Genomic DNA, 20,952 nt, shown 5'->3' with positions numbered 1-20,952 from the left:
AACATTTATTTCTCGCTTAAGTGACGGGAATTCTTTTCTTCTGCCATCGCAATGACCGGCTTCGGCGCCCGGGGCATGTCTTCGCCCATGTAAAAGCTCAGGTGCGGGGGCTGGTTGTAGCCCACGTTCTGCCAGGCAACGGACAGGCGGTACTGCGGGTCGTGCATCAGCGTGTACTGCCGATAAGCGGTGGGTATCGTGGTGCTGAAGATGCGCAACTCCTTGCGGTCGGCCGTGCGGAACACCACCTCCTCGCGCCAGTCGCCCAGCAGGTCGGCGCTGAGGGTGGGGTTACTTTTGGAGCCGTTGTTGGCCATACAGCCCCAGGCGGTAAAGATCCGGCCCTGGCCGTATTTGTCGATGCCGTTGCCGTCGAGCAGTTCGCGGGTGCGGTCGCCGTCCCACCAGATGAGAAAGTTGGTGGAGGGCGGGTTGTTGCCGATGCGCTCGCCTTTGGTGTTGAACAGCCCGCGGGAGCCGGACCACCACATTTCGGCGCCGGGATTTTTGGGATCGATGTTCTCGGCCACGCCCCTGCCGGCGTCTTCGTCGAGGTTGCCGGTCCACAGGATCTTTCCGGTGGCGGCGTCGTACAGGGCGGCGCCGGGTCCCTTGGTGCCTTCTTCAATTTCGTGCACGCCAAACACTTCCAGTCCCGGGCGGGCGGGGTCGAGATCGCTGACGTGCAGGGCATCGCCGTGGCGCAGGCCGGTGGAGAACAGTCCTTTGCCGTTATCGTCCACTACCATGGAGCCGTAGACGATCTCGTCTTTGCCATCCTGGTCCACGTCGGCCACCGACAGGTTGTGGTAGCCCTGGCCGGAGAAGGGGTTTTTACCGTCCCTGGAATCAAACACCCAGCGGCTGGTGAGCTTGCCGCCGCGCCAGTCCCAGGCGGCCAGTACGGAGCGGCCGTAATAGCCGCGGCACATCACCACGGAAGGCAGCTGGCCGTCGAGGTAGGCCACGCAGGCGGTAAAGCGGTCCACACGGTTGCCGTTGTTGTCGGTACCACCGTTGCCGCCGGGGCCGCCCCAGCCGGCGGTGGGATAGCGGGAAGGAATATAATCGGTGGTGGCCAGGGCTTCGCCGGTTTCACCGCTGAAGATGGTAAAGTATTCGGGGCCGTCCAGGACCTTGCCGGTCATCCGGCCTTCCTTGATGCGAAAATCTTTGGTGCTGTCGCCGATCACCTTTCCTTTGCCGTCGATGGTGCCGTCGGCGGTTTTCATGGCCACTTCGGCCTTGCCGTCGCCGTCGAGGTCGTACACCATGAACTGGGTGTAGTGGGCGCCTTCGCGGATATTTTTGCCGAGGTTGATGGTCCACAGCAGGGTGCCGTCGAGCTTATAGGCCTGGAAGAGGGGCTTGTCGGTAAAGCCGGCCTGGCTGTTGTCGCGGCCGGCGCCTGCCTGGTGCAGCACGATCTCGTATTCGCCGTCGCCGTCGAGGTCGCCCACCGAGGCGTCGTTGGGGGTGTAGCCGGCCGGGGTTTGCAGGGGCAGCGACAGGTAGTTGCGCACCGGGGCGCCGGCGGCCAGGGTAAATACACCGCTGGCGTCGCCTTCCTTACCCCCCAGCAGGGGCTTTACGAAATAGCCGTTGGCCCGGGTGGTGTCGAAATGGGTATCGACAAAAAACGTGCTTTGCGTCAGCGGCCGGGAATTGAGCTTGACCGGTTGTCCATTGGCGGTAGAACGGTAAAGGTTAAACGAAATATCGTCGGCATCGGTGGCCAGCAGGCGCCAGCTCACCACCACCGAATCGGGGGCGCTGCGCAGGGCCACGACGCCTCGGCCCAGGTGCTCCATACGGCGCTGGGCCTGGCCGGCTTTGCCCGCCAGCAGGAAGGCCAGGGTCAGGAAGGGCAGGTAGATCTTTTTCATACACAAGTTTTTTTAAAGCAGTTGGTTTGGTTTTAATAATAAGCAGGTAGTTCGGGTTGCCCGGTGGCGGTTATTTGGCAGCAGTCGGCGCCTTGAACTGGATGTTCACGTTCTCCATCAGCCAGTTCTTGCTGAAATTGACCTCCATGCCGGCGGCGGCATCGACCTTCACGTTGCGGAACTGGAAGTTCTCCAGGGCCGACTCGGGCAGGCCGTTTGCGTTGATGGCCCGGCGGGCGCTTTTCACCTGCACGTTATTGACATAAATGTTTTTGAATTTTGGAATGCCCTTTTCGGCCGGCTCCACTTTATTGAGCATCACCTTCCAGTGATGGGGAATGCTGTCGGGATCATAGCCGGCCGGCAGGGTGGAATAGCTGTAGGTGGGGTTCCAGTTCATGGTGTACATAAAGGCGTTGCCCACGCTGTCCATGACGGCATCCTGGAAGTAGATGTCCTCGATAGTGCCGCCGCGGGTGGTGGCCGACTTGATGTGGAAGCCGTTGCCGGTGCCCTTGGCCACCAGGCCGGTGGCCAGCACGTGGCGGATGCCGCCGGAGGTTTCGGAGCCCAGGGTCAGCAGGCCGCCGCCCCTGCGGGCTACGGAATTGCGGATCACCACGTATTCGGTGGGCCGGTTTACCCGCAGGCCGTCCCAGTCGCGGCCCGCCTTCAGGCAGAAGTCATCGTCGTTGCAGTCGATATCGCAGTTCTGCACCAGCACCCAGGAAGAAGAGTCCACGTCCACGCCGTCGGTGGAGGGGCCGTGGCCATCCTCGTTGTTTCTTATGGTGATGCCGTCCACGGTCACGTGGTCGGAATACAGCAGCTGCACGGTCCAGAAGCCGGCATTGGCAAAGGTCAGGCCCCGGAGGGTAACGTCGGAGGAATTCTGGCAGAGGAAGGTGCGCACCCGTTTGGCGTCGTAGTCCACGATCCAGCGCAGGCCCTTGGGCTCGTAGGCGCGGCGCATGGCCCAGTACTTGTCCCAGCAGAACTTGCCCTGGGCGTTCACCTTTCCTTCGCCGCTGACCAGCACGTTCTTCTGGTCGATGATGTTGATGAGGGCGGCGGGCCACTTCATTTCAATGCCGGCGATGCGGGTGTCGATCTCGGGGTAGTCCCCAAAATCCTGGCTGCCCAGCAGCAGCACGTCCTTATCGATCTTCAGGTGCACGTTGCTTTTCAGGAAAAGGGAGCCGGTGAGGTATTTCCCGGGCCTGAAGGCCACGATGCCGCCGCCTTTTTTGGCGCAGGCGTCGATGGCTTTCTGGATGGCTTTGGTGGTGACGGTCTTGCCGTCGCTTTTGGCGCCAAAACTGTTCACCCAGAAAACCGCTTGGGCGGTGGGGGTATCGCGGCTGCCTACTTTGCTGGCCCATTCCAGCTTCGAGGCGTCCTGGGCATAAGCATCGGTGGCGCCCAGCAAAACAAGGAGGGCCAGGATCAATCGTATTCCTTTATTCATCATGATCGGTATTAGGGGTTCTTTATGGAAGAGCTGGAGGACGGATTCCTCTTAGATGCAGCCGGGGGCCGAAAGGTTGTGCACGGGCAAAAAGGACAGACAATCATATAATGCAAGTATCGGTTAGAATAAGATTAGGAAACAGGGGCCAAACGGCCGTGGAAGGTAACAGCTAGCTGTGGCCCAGCTATCCTGAAGCATCCTGTTAATCAGGGTTAATTCCATTGTTAATCAACGTTAACGGAAATCCGTCCGCTTGGTGCAACCGATTACTTTTACAGCGCAGCATTTGCTAAGTTAAGACCACAGGCAGGATGCAACAGGACAGTTGGTACCCTATGTGATTTACCTTAGCAGTTCCTAACAAATCGTTAATTCGCCTTTCGTTAGGGATGCTTGTGTAGAGTAAACATATTGTTTAACTCTTTAACTGACTGATTGCTATGCCACAGACTGCTTGCCATTCCCTGCGCCGGACCCAAATTTCCGGAATTTACGCGAAACCGATTCCAACGTACACTTTCCCGTTCCGTTATACCCGGACCGCCTGTTTCTTTTAACCAAACGGGTTCCGGGACAGCAGGCACCTGTTTGCCACCCCTTCCCGGGCCTCTTTCAATGACCCGCAAATTTCTTTTCGCCATATGATGAAGTACCTGCAAAGGGGCCTCCCTTTTCTAGCGATCCTTGTATTGCTTGCCAATTGCCGGAAAAAAGAATGGGACGACAAATACGGCCGTCCCGAAAGCCTGGAGCCCCCCATCTACCAGGTGTTGCAATCCAGGGGAAACTTTACCAGCCTGCTGGCCCTGATCGAGAAGGGCGGCTACCGGGAAACCCTGGACGGCTCGGGCTACTGGACCTTTTTTGCCCCCAACGATTCAGCTTTCGCCACTTATTTTAAAGACAAAGGCATCAGCGGCGCTGCCGCCATCGATTCCGGCGCCGCCCGCGCCCTGGTGCAGTACCTGCTGGTGTACAACGCCTTCCAGCAGGATCGCCTCGACGACTACCAGGCTACCGCCTCCAATGCCGGCTGGACCCCCAACCTGGCCTTCCGCCGCCGGACCGCCTTTTATACCGGCGTGTACCAGGATACCGGCCTGAACAACCGGCCCCTTATGGCCATCGCCAACAACCGCAACGCCGACGGCAAGTCGCTGACCGGCAACTACGTGGCCACGGACTACAACAACAAGCACCTTACGTATTTCACCAGTGAATACCTGGCGGCCAACAGCCTGAGCGCCGCTGATTACAACTACTTCTACCCCACCACCGAGTTCGGCGGCTTCAACGTGGCCCAGGCAAAAGTGGTGAACAAGGACATCATGGCCGAGAACGGCGTGATCCACGAGATCAACAAGGTGATCACACCCCTGATGAGCATCGACGAGTACATCCGCACCAAGCCCCAGTACAGCTCGTTCCGCGCCCTCCTCAACCGCGTGGCTACCAACAACCTGGTGCAGTTCATTTACAATGCCGATGTGACCCGCCGCTACCAGGTGCTGTCGGGCAAGGGCGATTCGGTATTTGTAAAAGTATATTCCAGCCTGCTGGCTTTTGCCCCCAACAACGAAAACTACCTGAAGACCGAGGAGAACGACGGCCAGAAAAACTGCTGGACGATCTTTATTCCCAATAACCAGGCAGTAGACGAATACGTCAAGAACACCCTTTGCGAATTCTACCCCTCGCTGGACGCCATGCCTATCGACATCATCGCCGACTTTCTGAACTCGCACCTGTTTCCTACCGCGGTATGGCCGACAAAATTTGCCGTTACCCGCAACAACTTCAGCGAAGCCGCCCTGTTCAACCCCTTCTCTGCGGACATTTTTGACCGTCAGATCCTGAGCAACGGCTTCCTGTACGGCACCACCCGGGTACAGGCGCCCGAAGTGTTCAGCTCCGTCTTCAGCAAGGCCTATCTCAACCCCAAATTCACGTTCATGACCCGCTTGCTGAACACCACCGGCCTGAAGGCGCTGGTTGCCCGTACCAACGTACCGGTGAACCTGTTCCTGGTGCCGGACCAGGTGTTCCTAAACGCCGGTTATAAATACAACCCTGCCAACGGCGACTTTACCTTCAACGGCAGCACCAACGGCGTACCCGACCGCCTGGCCCGCATCCTGCGTACCTGCGTGTCGTTTGCCCCGTACAACAGCAAGATCGACGGCCTGACCGATTCGCTGGTCGTGAAGTCTGGCGATGCCGGCACCGAAGGAGAATTTATCAAACTCAAAAGAGGCAGCACCCGCAACGCCGACGGTTCGTACCGCGACACCCTGTGGACTGCCGGCCTGCAGGACCTGGGCAAGGCCGCCCTGGTGGACAGCGTTAAAGTGGGTACCAACGGCCGGGTATTCTTCCTGAACGAGATCCCGATGTATTCCGAAAAGAAACCGGGCTACCATATCAGCCTGCTGGGCGCCGCCACCACCTCGGAGTACAACCTGTTCTGGCAACTGCTGAAAACGGCCACTTTCTTTAATGCCACCGACTTCGATATCCCCGGCCTGACCGGCTTCACTACCATCTTCGTTCCCAACAACAACGCCGTGAAGCAGGCCGTGAAGGACGGCATGTTGCCCGGCAACCTGACCACCGGCGCTCCCACCGTCAACCCCGGCGACACTACCGGCAAAAGCCAGGTAGCCCGCTTCCTGCTGTACCATATCATCAACGGCCGCACCGTGGTGCCCGACGGCGAAAGCAGCGGCCAGACGGAAACATTCCTGAACCCCGCCGGCAGCCCGCTGAAGGTAACGGTGAACAACAGCCCCGGCGACCTGCAGGTGATCGACAACTTCAACAGGGCATCCAAGGTGATCCTCCGCCAGAGCAACAACCTGTCGAACCGCAGCGTCATCCACCTGATCGACAATTACCTGAAATACAAACTCTAACCGCTTACCATAATCAACGCATTCGTATGAGATTTCTGACAGCCCGCATCGCCTGTTTCCTGTGCGTCCTGCTCTTCCCCTTCCTGATGAAGGTGCAGGCCCAGGAGACCCTGATCGTTACCGGGAAGGTTGTGGATAATAAAAAGCAGCCCATCATGGGCGTATCCGTGACCGAAGTGGACGCCGAAAAGCGTACCATCCGCGGCGTAAGCACCGACGTGGACGGCAACTTTGCCATCCGCATCTCCAATCCCAAACACCATTTATCGTTTTCCATCATCGGCTTCAAAGGCCAGGAAGACCTGCCCCTGAACGGCAGAAAGGTTTTTAACGTCACCCTGGAATCCACCGCCAAGGAGATCGATGAAGTGATCGTGGTGGCCCAGCGCAAGAGCGACAACGGCATGCTGCCGGTTCCGGAGCGCAACTCCACCCTGGCGGCCTCGCGCATCAACGCCAAGGAAATGGAAGAAATGCAGGCCACTTCCATCGACCAGGCCCTCCAGGGCCGCCTGGCCGGCGTGGACATTGCCGCCAACTCGGGCGACCCGGGCGCCGGCATGCAGATCCGCATCCGCGGTACCTCGTCCATCAACTCCTCCAACGACCCGCTGATCGTGGTGGACGGCATGCCCTACGAGACCGCCATTCCCTCAGACTTCAACTTCGGCACCGCCGACGACCAGGGCTATGCCTCGCTGCTCAACATCGCCCCTTCCGACATCAAGGACATCACCATCCTGAAGGACGCCGCCGCCACTGCCATCTGGGGCGCCCGTGCCGCCAACGGGGTGCTGGTGATCAATACCAAGCGCGGCAGCCGTGGCAAGCCCACCATCAGCTACACCTTTAAAGGCTCCTACGCCCTAAAGGCCAAGCCCATCCCGATGCTGAACGGCAAGCAGTACTCCAACCTGATCCCCGAGGCCTATATGAACCGCAACGGCATCCCGCTGAACAGCCAGACCGTGAACGAGTTCAAATTTGACCCCAACGACCCGTACTATTATTATAACTACAGCAACAACACCAACTGGGTGGACGCCATCAGCCGCAACGGCAATACGCAGGACCACAACATCTCGATGACCGGCGGCGGTGCCAAAGCGCGGTACTTCGCTTCGCTGGGCTTCCTCAACCAGAAGGGCATCACCGTGGGCACCGACCTGACAAGGATCAGCACCCGCATCAACCTCGACTACAACGTGTCGGACCGCATCACCTTCCGCACCGACCTGTCGTTTGCCCACTCGGAAAACAACAAGAACTACTCCGACGGGGTGCGCAGCGTGGCCTATATCCGCATGCCCAACATGGGGATCTACGAATACGACGAGTACGGCAACCTTACGCCCAACTATTTTTCCCCGGCCGAAAACATCCAGGGAAAATACCCCGGCACCTACAACCCCGTGGCCCTAGCCTACAGCGCCACCAATAAAGTGGTCACCCAGCGCGTGATTCCTAAGTTCAACCTGCAGTACCAGATCATTCCCAAAGTACTGAACGCCACCGCCGACGTGCAGTTCGACATCAACAACACCAAGAGCAAGAACTTCCTGCCCCAGATCGCCACCGGGCGGCCCTGGACCGAAAACACCGTGAACGTGGCCTACGACGGCGACAACGACGGCTTCAACGTGCAGACAAAAACCTCTTTGGTGTACACCCCCCAGCTGAAAAACGACAAGCACAGCTTCATGGGCCTGTTGAACTTCATGACCTTCGACGGCAACTCGGTTTCGTACCAGGCAAAAAGCACCAACACGGCTTCCTCGGAGCTGCAGGACCCTGCCAGTGACAGCCGCGCCACCAGCAGCGGCGCCAACCTGACCGCCACCACCGGGCAAACGGCCAACCGCAGCGCCCTGCTCTCGGCCCAGTACGGCTACGACGACCGTTACATGGTAAACGTGGGCGTGCGCGGCGACGCCACTTCCAAGCTGTCGGCCGCCCATCGCTACGGCGCCTTCCCCTCCATCTCGGGAAGATGGCGCATCTCCGGCGAAAAATTTTTGCAGAAATCCCGCATCAAGCCCTACCTGGATGACCTGAGCGTGCGCCTCAGCTACGGCCGCAGCGGCAATGCCCCCCGCAGCGACTACAGCTTTTACAACACCTACGCCAACTTCGGCTGGAGCTACCTCGGCCAGGCCGGCGTTTACTCTTCCGACATGGAGCTGCGCAAGCTGCGGTGGGAAACCGTCATCGGCCAGAACCTCGGCTTCAACCTCGCGATGTTCAAAAACCGCATAGTGGTGGACGCCGAAGTGTACAAGAACCGTACAAAAGACCTGTTCTTCAACGGCCTCCAGATCGCCTCGCTCAACGGCTTCAACGACGTGGACATGAACGTGGGCACCATGGACAACCAGGGCTGGGAAGCTTCGCTGCAGACCACGCCGCTGAAAACCAAGACCTGGACCCTGGACGTGAACTTCAATATCGCCCGCAACGAGAACGTCATTCGCGAAATTTCGGAATTCTACCCCCTGGAAAAAGGCAACATCACCACCAACGGCCAATACAAGACCTATATGCAGGTGGACAACCCCTTCGGCTCGTTCTACGGCTTCCGCTACAAGGGCGTGTATAAGGATATGGACGCCACCATCGCCCGCGATGCCGCCGGCAAGCCCATCGTGCGCCCCAACGGCGAAACCGTGTACATGCGCTTCAACTACCCGGCTATCGACTACACCTTCCAGCCCGGTGATGCCATGTACGACGACATCAATAAAGACGGCACCATCGACTACCGCGACATCGTGTACCTGGGCAACTCCAACCCGCAGTTCACTGGCGGCTTTGGCCTGAACGCCGCCTACAAAGGCAAGTGGCGCCTATCGACCTTCTTCAACTTCCGCTACAACTACGACATCATCAACGGTACGGAAATGAAGAGCACCGCCATGTACAACTACGACAACCAGAGCACCACCGTGCTGAAACGCTGGCGCAAGGAAGGCGATGTGACCGAGATCCCCCGCGCCCTGTACAACAGCGGCTACAACTGGCTGGGCTCTTCCCGCTACGTGGAAGACGGCTCGTTCCTGCGCTTCCGCACCGTGACGCTGCGCTACAACTTCGACAAGAGCCTCGTCACCCGCCTGCGGATCAAGAACCTGAGTGCCTACGCCACCGCGGAGAACATCTTTACCCTGACCCGCTACACCGGCCAGGACCCCGAAGTGAGTGTTCGCGGCAGCGACCCTTTCCGCGTGGCCACCGACAACTCGATGACCCCGCCGGTACGCATGTTCACCCTCGGTCTGACCGGAACTTTCTAAGGCAACTAAAAACTTTCGAAAAAAATGTTTACGCAGAATATACTCAAAAAAACCCTTTGCGCCGCGCTGGTCGCCCTTTCCTTTTCTTCCTGCAAGAAGGGCCTCGACCTGAAACCCACCGACGGCATCGTGCGGGAAGATTACTGGAAAACCAAGCAGCAGCTGCACGCCGCCGTGATCGGCGCCTACTCCTCGCTGCTGGGCGACCCCAAGGGCAGCGACCGCTCCCTGGCCGAATTGCTGTTCCTCTGGGGTGAGCTGCGGGCTGACATGCTGGCCCCCTCGCTGGGCACCACCAACCAGGAACTGGAGGTGATGAACGTCAACACCGTGGCCAGCAACACCCTCGTGAACTGGCGTCCCCTCTATCGTACCATCAACTACTGCAATACCGTGCTGGACTTCGGTCCCCTGGTACGCAATACCGACCAGACCCTGAGCCAGGCCGAGCTGGACAGCTACATGGCCGAAGCCAAAACCCTGCGCGCCCTGATGTACTTTTACCTGGTGCGCTCCTTTGGCGACGTGCCCCTGAAGCTCACCTCCACCTCCAGCGACGAAGAGATCGCCACTATTCCTAAAACCCCGCAGGCAGAGGTGCTGGCCCAAATCGCCAAGGACCTGGCCGAGGCCGAGCCGAAGACACCCCTCACTTATGGCGACAACGCCTCCGATAAAGGCCGTCTTACCCGCTATGCCGTCAACACCCTACAGGCCGACGTGTACCTGTGGATGGACCGCTACCAGGACGCCCTGGAGGCTTGCAACAAGGTGATCGCCTCGCGCCGCTATGGCCTGCTGGCCCCCGCCTCTTCCTGGTTCAACGCCCTGTACCGGACCGGCAATACCCCGGAAAGCATTTTTGAATTCCAGTTCTATCCCCAAAAGCTCAATACCTTCTTCGACATGTTCGCCTCGGGTAAGAAGCGCTTCCTGGCCGCCAACCGCGTGCTGGACCAGGTGTACGGCGGCGATGATGCCGGCCAGCGCGACCTGCGCTCCGACGGCGCCTCCGTACGGGCCGAGGACAACGTGATCTGGAAATACGTGGGCCAGAACACCAAGGACCTGATCGCTTCCGGCGACTCTTATACCCACTGGTTCGTGTACCGCTACGCCGACATCCTGCTGATGAAAGCCGAAGCCCTGAACGAGCTGGACCGCGGCGCCGAGGCCCTGGAGCTGGTACAGTTTGTCCGCAACCGTGCCAACGCCCTGCCCGCCACCAACACCAACCCGCAAAACAAGGCCGGCATCGCCCAGTTTATTTTGGAAGAGCGCGCCCGCGAGTTCATGTTCGAAGGCAAGCGCTGGTACGACGTGCTGCGCTACGCCAAACGCAACAACTACGAGCACCGCGACTACCTCGAGGAAATGGTGTCCAACACGGTTCCGGCCAACATGGTGCGGACCGCCCGGCTGAAGATGCAGGACCACAATAGCCACTACTTCCCTATCTACGAATACGAACTGCAAACCAACAAGAACCTCGTTCAAAACCCCTTTTATAAATAGCAATTGCCTGTCATCATGAAAAAATACATTTTTATTATCCTGGCATCTGCCTCCGCCCTCCTGGCCGCCTTTGCCGGTTGCAAGAAAACCGAGCTCCGCGAAACCACCACCTCGGACGTGAACCTGCTGGAATACCTGCAACAGGATTCGCTGCAGCGCTTTTCTTCGCTGCTGTCCGTGATCCAGAAGGCCGGGTACGAGTCGGCCCTGAACGTGTACGGTACTTACACCCTGTTTGCGCCCACCAACGCGGCCTTTGACGCCTACCTGAAGCAAACGGGAAAAACCTCGCTGGACCAGTTCACCTCCGCCGAGCTGCAGGAGCTGCTGAAGTTTCACCTGCTGGAGGAGCAAATCCGCACCAGCGACTTTAACGACGGCAAGCTGCCGTCGGTGACCATGCAGGGCCAGTTCCTGGTGACCGGCATCACCAACAGCAACGGAACCTCCTCGTTCCAGGTCAACCGCCAGGCCGCCATCACCCAGCCCAACGTAGTACTGGGCAACGGCATCCTGCAAGTGATCGACCATGTGCTCACCCCTTCGCGCAGCTCACTGGCAAACCTGCTGGAGCTGGACCCCGAATACTCCATCTTCCTGCAGGCCGTAAAAGAAACCGGTTATTACGACCAGTTAAACGATACCGCCGGCGGGAAGAACCGCAAATGGTATACCCTCCTGGCCCAGACCAACCAGTCGCTGCGTGATTCGGGCTTTGCCAGCTACGACGCCCTGAAAGCCCGCTACTCCAAAGGCGACCCCAAAAGCACCACCGACAGCCTGAACATCTTCGTGGCCTACCACATCCTGCCGGATGTAAAATACCTGGCCGACATCGTGATGGCCGGTTCCCATGAGACCCTGGTGCCCCTGGAAGTGGTCACCAGCAAACAGGACTCCATCAAGCGCGTGCTGGTGAACGATGACGAATACACCACCGGCATGAACGAAAAGATCCACGAGACTGGCTTTGAGCTGGAGCAATCCACCAGCGACGTATCGGCCATCAATGGCGTACTGCACCGCGTAAAAGGCGTGCTGCAACCCAAGGTGCGCGCACCCTACGCCGTGTACTGGGACCTGTGCGCCGAAGTGCCCGAGCTGACCCGCCTGAGCGCTGTTTACCGCAAAAAGACCTTCCTGTTCGACTACAACGACGGCAATGCCTTCAAGGACATCAAATGGGAAAAAAGCTGCTTGCGCTACAAAACCGGCGTCAACGGCGTTTACGGCGACTACTGGCAGATGGGCATGGGCACCTCCGGCTCCGTTTTCGAGGGAGGCTCCTGCGAGGGCAACTCCTGGATTGAGTTCAACACACCGCTGCTGGTAAAAGGAAAATACAAGGTATGGTTCTGCTATTATGTACAGAACTCCACCCAAAGCGCGGTACAGGCCTCCTTTGACGGCGTGCCGCTGACCAGCGCCCTGATCCAGTTTCACCAGAAGATCGCCAAAGTGACGCCAGTGGAAACCTCCGCTCCGGAAATGGAGGCCTTGGGCTGGAAATGGTGGGGATCCGAATCGCTCCGCTCCGGATCCACCTCCGGCCGCATGCTGGGGATCGTGGATGTGAAAGCCACCGGTCGCCACAAGATCCGCTTCGACCTGGTGTCGGGCAAGAACGGGGACTGCAACTTCGACATGATCCACTTCATTCCCGTAGGCATGAACCAGCTCAACCCACGCTTCAATAAAGACGGCTCGAAGGAGTACAGAAATTATTGATGCTGCAGAAACCTGGCGGGTTATTAAAACCTGCCAGGTTTGGCAAACCGCCAACCAATATCTAAAGACCAATGACTATTGTCCCTAACTAATTTTTCCAAAATGCGTTCGATAAAAAATAACTTCCTGCTGTGGGGCCTTTGTGGCCTGGTGGGGCTGGCATCCTGCAAAAAGTGGGACGACCACGTGGCTGCCGGCGAGCAGGCCTTGAATGAAAACCTGATGGAGCACATCCGCACTGTGCCCGATCTGAGCACCTTTGGCCAGTACCTGGTAAAAACCGGGCTGGACCAAGAGATCAGCTCTTCGAAAACCTATACCGTCTGGGCGCCCTCCAACGAAGCGCTGAAAAGCCTGCCGGCCGAGGTGGTGGCCGATACCGCCCGCCTGAAGGCCTTCCTGCTGAACCACATCTCCGGCCAGCTGTTCTTTACCCGCCAGGCGACCGACTCCCTGCGGGTGCCGATGCTCAACGGCAAGCGGGTGGTCTTTTACCGCGGCCACTTCGACGAGGCCGTCCTCAGCAAAGCCGACGTGTACGTACGCAACGGCGCCCTGCATGTGATCGACAAGGTGATCGCCCCCCTGCCCAGCATCTGGCAGTTTGTCGACAGCACCAAAAACACTTTTCTCCAGAATGCCTACCTGGCCTCCCGGGTATATACCGCCCAGGATCCCACAAAAGCCGAACTGGACAGCATCAACCCCGCCACCGGCCAGCCCGTGTACAAGCCCAATACCGGCATCGTACGGCTGAACACTTTTCTGGACAAGGTCTATAACCTGGCCAGCGAAGACAGCCTGTACACCTACATCGTCCTGTCCAACAATGCCTTCCTGGCAGAGACCAACAAGCAGCGGGCGTATTTCAAGAGCCCGGAGCCGGCCTACAACAACAGCAACAGCCTCTGGAACGTGGCGAAGCACCTGGCCATCCGGGGCTACTATGGCCCCGAGCAGCTGCCGGCAGCCCTGCAGTCGAAATTCGGCGTGCGGGTCCCCATCAACAAGGCCGCCATCCTGGAAACCCGCAAACTGAGCAACGGTATCGTCTACGTGCTGGACGAAGCCCTCTTCAACCAGCAGGAAATGGTGCCCGTTACTTATGTGCAGGGCGAAAATCCCCTGGGCTTCAGCGCCACCATCGTGGATAAGTACCTGTCGAAAGTGTTTTACCGTAACCGCTTCGACTCGCTGAACAATAAACCCTTCAAAGACATTTACCTCAACCTCGGCAGCTCCGGCGCCAGCCAGTTCGTCGACTATATTTCCAACAACCTGTACTCGGTCAAATACAAGGTTTACATGGTGGCCTACAGCGATCGTACGGCTTCCGGCAACAGCCGCGACGACGCCTACGGCTCCGACTCCACCCTGACCCAGTTGATCCGCATCGGCGCCGATACCAGCAGCATGGCTACGCCCCCCTTCAGCATCACCACCAAGGTAAAGTCCCGGGATTATTCCGAAGTGTACCTGGGCGAGTATACCAACGACAGCTACAATTGGGATCTGTCCTACCCCGATCGGACACCGGACGGCAGGAGCTATACCCGCACGCCGGCCACCCGCCGTATCCGCCTGCAGGCCCCGGCCACCACGGTCAACAGCATTCCCTATAACCTGACGCTGGACTATTTGAAGTTTGTGCCGGTTATTCCTTAAAAGTTTACGAGTTCACGAGTTTACAAGTTCACGAGTTGGTTTCCGAAAGCGGACCCTTCACGATTCACGTTTAAATTATCCGACTGATGTTACGAAAAAATAAAAGCCTTGCGGCCGTGCCCCTGTTCCTCCTTGGTTTGTCGCTGCAGGCCCAGTCTCAAGATATCGCCGGCAAGCCCGCCTCCGAGCAGGCCGCCGGCAAAGCGGTCACCGGCACCATAAAAGATGCCGCTACCGGCAAGCCCGTTGCCGGCGCCCGCGTCACCTACGGCCGCCTGTTTGCCGCCATCACCGATGCCGCCGGCAACTTTACCCTGAAAGTGCCCCATTACGGCGTGGCCGTACGCGTGGAGGCCGAAGGCTACGGGGCCTCCGAGATCGCCCTCAAAGGCCGCAAAACGGTCAGCACCGCCCTGTTCGAAGCCGACTACCCCTCCTTTTACCAGGACGTGACGCTGCCCTCCGGTTCCGCACCCAAAAGCCAGCTGACCGCCGCCGCCGCTACGGTGCAAACCCGCGGCAACTGGAACGGTATCAGCGAAACCCCGGATGCCTACCTGCAGGGCCGGGTGGCCGGCCTCAATGCCGTGCGCCGCTCCGGTACCCCCAACGCCGGCGCCAACCTGTTCCTGCGCGGCACCTCTTCGCTCTATGCCACCAACCAGCCCCTGGTGGTAGTGGACGGCGTGCTGTACGACCAGGACAGCTACAACGGCTCCATCATCCCGGGCAACACCAACAATCCCCTGGCCTTTATCGACAGCAAGGATATCGACAACATCAGCGTGCTGAAGGACGGCTCGTCCATCTACGGCGCCAAGGGCGCCAACGGCGTGCTCCTCATCACCACGGCCCGCGCCCGCCAGGAGGCCACCCAGATCGACGCGGCCGTGTACGGCGGCGTGAACTTCGCCCCGGCGCAGCAGCCGGTAATGAACGCGGCCGACTACCGGGTATACCTGTCCGAAATGCTGCAGTCCAAAGGCCTCTCCTCCAGCCAGGTGCAGGCCCTGCCCTTCATGAACGACGACAAGAGCAGCCCGGATTATTACGCCAACCATTTTGACAACAACTGGCAGGACAAGGTGTTCCGCAACGGCAGCGCCCAGAACGCCTATTTGAAAATTACCGGCGGCGACAACATCGCCAAGTACGCCCTGACCATGGGCTACCTCAAAAACGACGGCTCGGTGCGCAGCACCAACCTGACGCGGTACAATACCCGCTTCAATGCCGACCTGAACCTGAGCAAACGCCTGACCGCGTCCACCAACCTCAGCTTTACCTACTACCAGCAGAACCTGCGCGACGGCGGGCCCGGCATCAAAACAAACCCCATGTACGCGGCCCTGGTCAAGGCGCCCTTCTTCGGGGCCAACCAGGTCACGGCCTCCGGCGTCGAATCGCCCGAAGTGGCCGACAAGGACACCCTGGGCGTGAGCAACCCCGCGGCCCTGATCCGCTATGCCCAGGGGCTGAATAAAAACTACCGCTTCAACGGCGCGGTGACCTTCAGCTATGCCTTCACGCCCAGCCTGTCGCTGGCCAGCACGCTGGGCGTCAACATCGACAAGATCCGCGAGTCGTTCTTCACGCCCGAGCTGGGCGTGGTGGCCGACACCCTCGACAATGCCGTGGCCCGCAACCGCTCCGGCGCCCAGGTGATGCGCGTGTTCGGCCTGAACACCGATACCCGCCTGGCGTATACCAAAACGTTTCACCATATCCACCAGCTGTCGGCCCGCCTGGGCGTGCGCTACAGCCGCAGCAGCTCCGAGCAGGACAACGGCCTCGGCTTCAACTCGGCCACCGACCAGCTCAAAGGCGTGGGCTACGGCCTCAACTCCCTGCGCCGCATCGGCGGCTCGCTGGGCGAATGGGCCTGGCTGAACACCTACCTGGGCGCCGACTACAGCCTGCTGGGCAAGTACTTCGTGTCGCTCAACATGGCGGCCGACGGCTCCTCCCGCTTCGGAAAAGAAATCGCCCCGGGCAACCCCATGACCGCCACCCTGGGGGAAAACGCTTTCGCCCTGTTTCCCTCCCTGGCCGGCTCGTGGCTGGTATCGTCCGAAAACTTTATGGCCAGCAGCCGCTTCATCAACCTGCTGAAGCTGCGCGCCTCCGTGGCCCTGACCGGCAACGACGATATCGGCAACTTCACCGCCCGCCCCTACTATGTTCCGCAAAACCTGCTGGGCATTTCCGGGCTGGTGCGCGGCAACATCAGCAACCCCGCCCTGCAATGGGAGTCGGTGACCAAGCTGAACGGCGGCCTGGACCTGTCGGTCTGGAACGAGCGCATCAACCTGTCGGTGGATGCCTACCAGCACCAGACCGACAACATGATCGTGTACCTGCCCGCCCCCACCGGCAGCGGCATGGACTTTACCCTGTCCAACGGCGGCGGCATGAAGACCACCGGCTGGGAAGCGGCCCTGAACGCCCGCCTGGTGAACGGCAAAAACCTGAAATGGGATGCCGGCTTTACCGTGGGCTCCTACCGGTCGAAAGTGACCACCCTGCCCGCCGGCACGGTGCTGACCGACTATTCCGGCGCCACGATGATCACCGAAGTAGGCGGAGCACCCAACCGGTTCTACGGCTACCAGACCGCCGGCGTATACGCCTCCGGCACCCAGGCAGCGGCCGAGGGCCTGAACCACCGCAAAGCCGACGGCTCGCTGGTGCCCTTCGGCGGCGGCGACCTGCGCTTCGTTAATACCAACAGCGACAACGTGATCGACGCGTCCGACCGCCAGGTGATCGGCGATCCCAACCCCGACTTCTTCGGCGGCGTGCACACCCGTGTCGCCTACAAACGGTTTTCGCTGGAAGCCCTCTTCTCCTTCAGCCAGGGCAACGACGTGTTCAACTTCACCCGCAGCCAGCTGGAAGCTATGAGCGGTTTTGCCAACCAGACCGGGGCCGTGGTGAACCGCTGGCATACCGACGGCCAGGTCACTTCCGTGCCGAAGGCCACCTGGGGCGACCCCATGGGCAACAGCCGCTTTTCGGACCGCTGGATCGAGGACGGCTCGTACCTGCGCCTGAAAACGGTGTCGGCCGCCTACAACCTGCCGCTGAAACCGGGCTTTCTGAAATACGCCACCGTGTACCTGAACGCCAACAACCTGTTCACCCTTACCCGCTACAAGGGCTACGACCCCGAGTTCAGCGCCACCTCCTCCTTCTTCGGGCAGGGCGTGGACGCCTTCGGCGAACCGCAGTACCGCAGCGCCCAGGCCGGCATCCGACTGGGATTGTAATCTTATTCATCTAATTATTGCCATTTTACTATGCGAGTTTTGAAATTTTTGAAGAATATCCTGCCCGTGGTGCTGGTACCCGTGGTCCTGGGCTCCTGCCGCAAAATGCTGGAAACCGATGCCGGGGATGTGCTGGAAGAGAAAAACATGTACCGCGACGTGTTCGACGCCGATGCCGCCGTGCTGGGCGTGTACGGCAAGTTCATGAACCTGGCGGAGCGCTACGTAGTGCTCAACGAGCTGCGGGCCGACCTGATGGCCCCCACCGCCAACGCTGACGAATACCAGAAGCAGCTGAGCGAGCACAATGTCAGCGAGTCCAGCCCGTATGCCAACCCGAGGCCCTTTTATGAAGTGATCCTCAACTGCAACGATGTGCTGTACCACCTCGACGGGATGCTGCGCGACAAAAAGCTGAAAGAGGACCAGTACGCCATGCGTTATTCCGACATCGCGGCGCTGCGCAGCTGGGTGTACCTGCAGCTGGGCATCCAGTACGGCAAGGTGCCCTACATCACCGCCCCCCTTTCCACCGCTGCGGAGCTGGAAAGCATCAACCGCCTGCCCCGCATCGGGCTGACCGCCCTGATCGACTCGCTGCAGAAAACCGTGGAGGCCCTGCCGACCCGCGAGCCCTACAGCGCTACGGCCAGCCTGGTGACCACCGTGGACGGCTACAAGACCAACAAGTTCTTTATTAACAAAAAAGTGCTGCTGGCCGAGCTCTACCTCTGGCAGGGCCAGTACAACAAGGCCGCCCGCCAGTATAAGGAAGTGATGGAAACCGGCACCGGCCAGCTGTACAACTACCGCATGACCGGCCTGTCGGCCGGCGACAACGACGACCTGGCGGTCTGGTACAAGCGCTACCGCGAACAGGACGAGACCCAGATCATTGACAACAACACCCAGGGCTGGCGCTCCATCTTTGCCCGCAACGACGATGCCCTGTTCAACTACGAGTGGCTGTGGTACCTGCCCTTCGACAGCCGCTTCCAGCCGGTGAACCCCTTCATCAACCTGTTTTCCAACCGCGGCGGCCACTACAAGGTAAAGCCGTCCGTAGCCGCCATGGAAGCCTGGAACAGCCAGAAGCAGAAGAACGATTTTCCCTTTGATGCCCGCGGACCCGTGTTCAGCTACCGCCAGCTCGACGGCCAGCCGGTGATCATGAAGTACCTGTACAACTACCTGACCGGTACCGGCTTCGCGCCCGCCAACCTGTTCGACAAGGGCGGCAAATGGTTCCTGTACCGCGCTGCCTCCCTGCACCTGGGGTTTGCCGAAGCCGCCAACCGCGACAACCAGCCGGCCGTGGCCTATGCGCTGGTGAACCAAGGGATGACCACCGTTCCCAACCGCATCACCAGCCTGCCGGCTCCCTACGATTTTGACGCCCGCAAAACCGACAACCCTTCCTATACCGGCGACTGGGCGCTGAACGTGGGCCTGCGCGGACGCGCCAACCTGTACTCGCAAAAGATCGACACCTTCAACGTGCTGCAGGTGGAAGACGGCATCATCAACGAGTCGGGGCTGGAACTGGCCTATGAAGGCCGCCGCTGGTCCGACCTGCTACGGGTGGCCCGGCGCCGCAATGACCCCGCCTTCCTGGCCGACAAGGTGTACACCAAGCTGCAAAAGGAAAACAATCCGCAGGCCGGGGCCGCCCGTGCCCGCCTGATGGACCCCGAAAAGTGGTACCTGCCCTTTAAGTGGCAATAAGCGGGGGGGAAGGAACAATGGAATTGGTTAATTGGTTAATTTGGGAATTGGGAATGTCCTTTCTGAATTTGCCTTACTTCATCCGCTCCATGGTTCCTTTACTGTTCACTTTTAACTATTCACCCTTAACCGACAAAACCAAACAATGAAATTATTCTCCCAAACTTTGGGCCTGCTGGCCGCAGCGCTCCTGGGCTCCGCTGCCGGCGCACAGGCACAGCAGCTGGCCTTTCCCGGGGCCGAAGGCTTCGGCCGGTTCGCCACCGGCGGTCGCGGCGGCAGCACTTATCATGTCACCAACCTGGCGGATTCCGGCAAAGGTTCGTTCCGCGATGCCGTCAGCCAGCCGGGCCGCATCATCGTATTCGATGTCGGCGGCGTCATTCACCTCAAAGAAAAGATCCGTGCCGCCTCCCGCCTCACCATCGCCGGGCAGACCGCTCCGGGTGAGGGCATCGTGCTTTACGGCAACGGCGTTTCCTTTTCCGACAGCACCATTGTGCGCTACCTGCGCTTCCGCGGCAGCGCGGGCATGCCCCGCGGCGCCTGCACCGTGGTGGCCGACAACCTGAAGGACATTATTTTCGACCATATCTCCATCCAGTGGGGCCGCTGGGACGACCTGCACATCAAGAACAGCAGCAACGTGACCATGCAGTACTGCCTCATTGGCGAATCCATCGACCCCCAGCGCTTCGGCGCCCTGTTCGAGGGACCGACCAATGTGACCATCCACCACTGCCTGTGGGCCGGCAACCAAAGCCGCAACCCCAAGGCCAAGGCCGGCATCGAGTACATCAACAACGTGGTGTACAACTGGGGCAAGAGCGGGCTGGTAGGCGGCCATTCGGCAGCCGACCACCACCAGGATGTGATCAATAACTACTTTGTAGCCGGACCCAATTCCAGCACCGACTTTATCAGCATGTTCTCCGCCACCGACCACGTGTTCCACGGCGGCAACTACGTGGACCTGGATAAGGACGGCGTGCTGAACGGCCGCCTGGTGGCCGACTCCGACTTCGTGCGGGAAAAAGCCACCCTGGTACCCCAAAAGCAAAACAATCCTTCCGTGGCCGTGGTAGTGGAAAGCGCTGCCGATGCGTTCTCTAGGGTGGTGGCCGAAGCCGGCGCCTCGCTGCACCGCGACGCCATCGACACCCGAATCATCGGTTATGTGCAATCGAAAGGAAAACAAGGACAGATCATCAAAAATGAAGCGGATGCCGGCGGCCAGGGCACCGTCAACGGCGGCCCCTCCCTGAAAGATACGGACCGCGACGGCCTTCCCGACGCCTGGGAAAAAGCCCACAAGCTGAACCCCAGGAAGGCAGGCGACGCCACCGCTATCGTCAAAGAAAGCGGCTACACCCGCCTGGAAGAATACCTGAACGAGCTGGTGAAGAAGCCTGCTGCGGACAGCAAGGTGGCCGGCAGGTAACGGCCCCTGTTTTTATAATTTGAAATGCAAAAGGAAGACTGCCCGCAAGG

Annotated in this window: 10 protein-coding genes; 8 read left to right on the top strand and 2 right to left on the bottom strand. The window is 59.6% G+C overall.

All coding sequences use genetic code 11. The features are described from left to right. Positions 1 to 5 precede the first annotated feature (5 nt). Both V9K67_RS22725 and V9K67_RS22720 read right to left on the bottom strand, forming a co-directional pair. Positions 6 to 1,886, bottom strand: a complete 1,881-nt coding sequence (locus tag V9K67_RS22725) for a rhamnogalacturonan lyase (protein WP_336726587.1) — start codon at positions 1,884 to 1,886, stop codon at positions 6 to 8. A 70-nt stretch (positions 1,887 to 1,956) separates the two neighbouring features. Next, positions 1,957 to 3,357 (bottom strand): glycoside hydrolase family 28 protein, encoded by a 1,401-nt coding sequence (locus tag V9K67_RS22720; RefSeq protein ID WP_336726585.1) that lies wholly within the window; start codon positions 3,355 to 3,357, stop codon positions 1,957 to 1,959. 641 nt (positions 3,358 to 3,998) lie between these two features. Between V9K67_RS22720 and V9K67_RS22715 the strand changes: the two genes are divergently transcribed. From V9K67_RS22715 to V9K67_RS22680, 8 genes are all read left to right on the top strand, one after another. After that, a complete protein-coding gene (locus V9K67_RS22715) occupies positions 3,999 to 6,269 on the top strand; it encodes a fasciclin domain-containing protein (RefSeq protein WP_336726582.1) in 2,271 nt (756 codons plus the stop codon). Positions 6,270 to 6,295: 26 nt separating this feature from the next. Further along, complete coding sequence (locus V9K67_RS22710; RefSeq protein WP_336726580.1) at positions 6,296 to 9,559, top strand: SusC/RagA family TonB-linked outer membrane protein; 3,264 nt, start codon at positions 6,296 to 6,298, stop codon at positions 9,557 to 9,559. 24 nt (positions 9,560 to 9,583) lie between these two features. After that, a complete protein-coding gene (locus V9K67_RS22705; RefSeq protein WP_336726579.1) occupies positions 9,584 to 11,074 on the top strand; it encodes a RagB/SusD family nutrient uptake outer membrane protein in 1,491 nt (496 codons plus the stop codon). A gap of 15 nt (positions 11,075 to 11,089) precedes the next feature. Then, the gene (locus V9K67_RS22700) at positions 11,090 to 12,802 is read left to right on the top strand and encodes a fasciclin domain-containing protein (RefSeq protein ID WP_336726577.1); all 1,713 of its coding nucleotides are present in this window, start codon (positions 11,090 to 11,092) and stop codon (positions 12,800 to 12,802) included. A gap of 102 nt (positions 12,803 to 12,904) precedes the next feature. Next, complete coding sequence (locus V9K67_RS22695; RefSeq protein ID WP_336726575.1) at positions 12,905 to 14,467, top strand: fasciclin domain-containing protein; 1,563 nt, start codon at positions 12,905 to 12,907, stop codon at positions 14,465 to 14,467. A gap of 86 nt (positions 14,468 to 14,553) precedes the next feature. Further along, a complete protein-coding gene (locus V9K67_RS22690; protein WP_336726573.1) occupies positions 14,554 to 17,736 on the top strand; it encodes a SusC/RagA family TonB-linked outer membrane protein in 3,183 nt (1,060 codons plus the stop codon). 30 nt (positions 17,737 to 17,766) lie between these two features. Further along, entirely contained in the window at positions 17,767 to 19,461 is a 1,695-nt protein-coding gene (locus V9K67_RS22685; protein WP_336726570.1) for a RagB/SusD family nutrient uptake outer membrane protein, read from the top strand. A gap of 145 nt (positions 19,462 to 19,606) precedes the next feature. Further along, on the top strand, positions 19,607 to 20,902 hold the full coding sequence (locus V9K67_RS22680; protein WP_336726567.1) for a pectate lyase family protein: 1,296 nt from the start codon (positions 19,607 to 19,609) through the stop codon (positions 20,900 to 20,902). Positions 20,903 to 20,952 lie beyond the last annotated feature (50 nt).

This window comes from Huijunlia imazamoxiresistens, assembly GCF_037132455.1.
GTDB classification, from domain to species: domain Bacteria; phylum Bacteroidota; class Bacteroidia; order Chitinophagales; family Chitinophagaceae; genus Flavisolibacter; species Flavisolibacter imazamoxiresistens.
This window is presented reverse-complemented; position numbering and strand designations above follow the sequence as displayed.

Excerpts from the sequence above, each read along its gene's own strand:
- V9K67_RS22725 (WP_336726587.1), bottom strand. The coding sequence starts at position 1,886 with ATGAAAAAGATCTACCTGCCCTTCCTGACCCTGGCCTTCCTGCTGGCG.
- V9K67_RS22720 (WP_336726585.1), bottom strand. The coding sequence starts at position 3,357 with ATGATGAATAAAGGAATACGATTGATCCTGGCCCTCCTTGTTTTGCTG.
- V9K67_RS22715 (WP_336726582.1), top strand. The coding sequence starts at position 3,999 with ATGATGAAGTACCTGCAAAGGGGCCTCCCTTTTCTAGCGATCCTTGTA.
- V9K67_RS22710 (WP_336726580.1), top strand. The coding sequence starts at position 6,296 with ATGAGATTTCTGACAGCCCGCATCGCCTGTTTCCTGTGCGTCCTGCTC.
- V9K67_RS22705 (WP_336726579.1), top strand. The coding sequence starts at position 9,584 with ATGTTTACGCAGAATATACTCAAAAAAACCCTTTGCGCCGCGCTGGTC.
- V9K67_RS22700 (WP_336726577.1), top strand. The coding sequence starts at position 11,090 with ATGAAAAAATACATTTTTATTATCCTGGCATCTGCCTCCGCCCTCCTG.
- V9K67_RS22695 (WP_336726575.1), top strand. The coding sequence starts at position 12,905 with ATGCGTTCGATAAAAAATAACTTCCTGCTGTGGGGCCTTTGTGGCCTG.
- V9K67_RS22690 (WP_336726573.1), top strand. The coding sequence starts at position 14,554 with ATGTTACGAAAAAATAAAAGCCTTGCGGCCGTGCCCCTGTTCCTCCTT.
- V9K67_RS22685 (WP_336726570.1), top strand. The coding sequence starts at position 17,767 with ATGCGAGTTTTGAAATTTTTGAAGAATATCCTGCCCGTGGTGCTGGTA.
- V9K67_RS22680 (WP_336726567.1), top strand. The coding sequence starts at position 19,607 with ATGAAATTATTCTCCCAAACTTTGGGCCTGCTGGCCGCAGCGCTCCTG.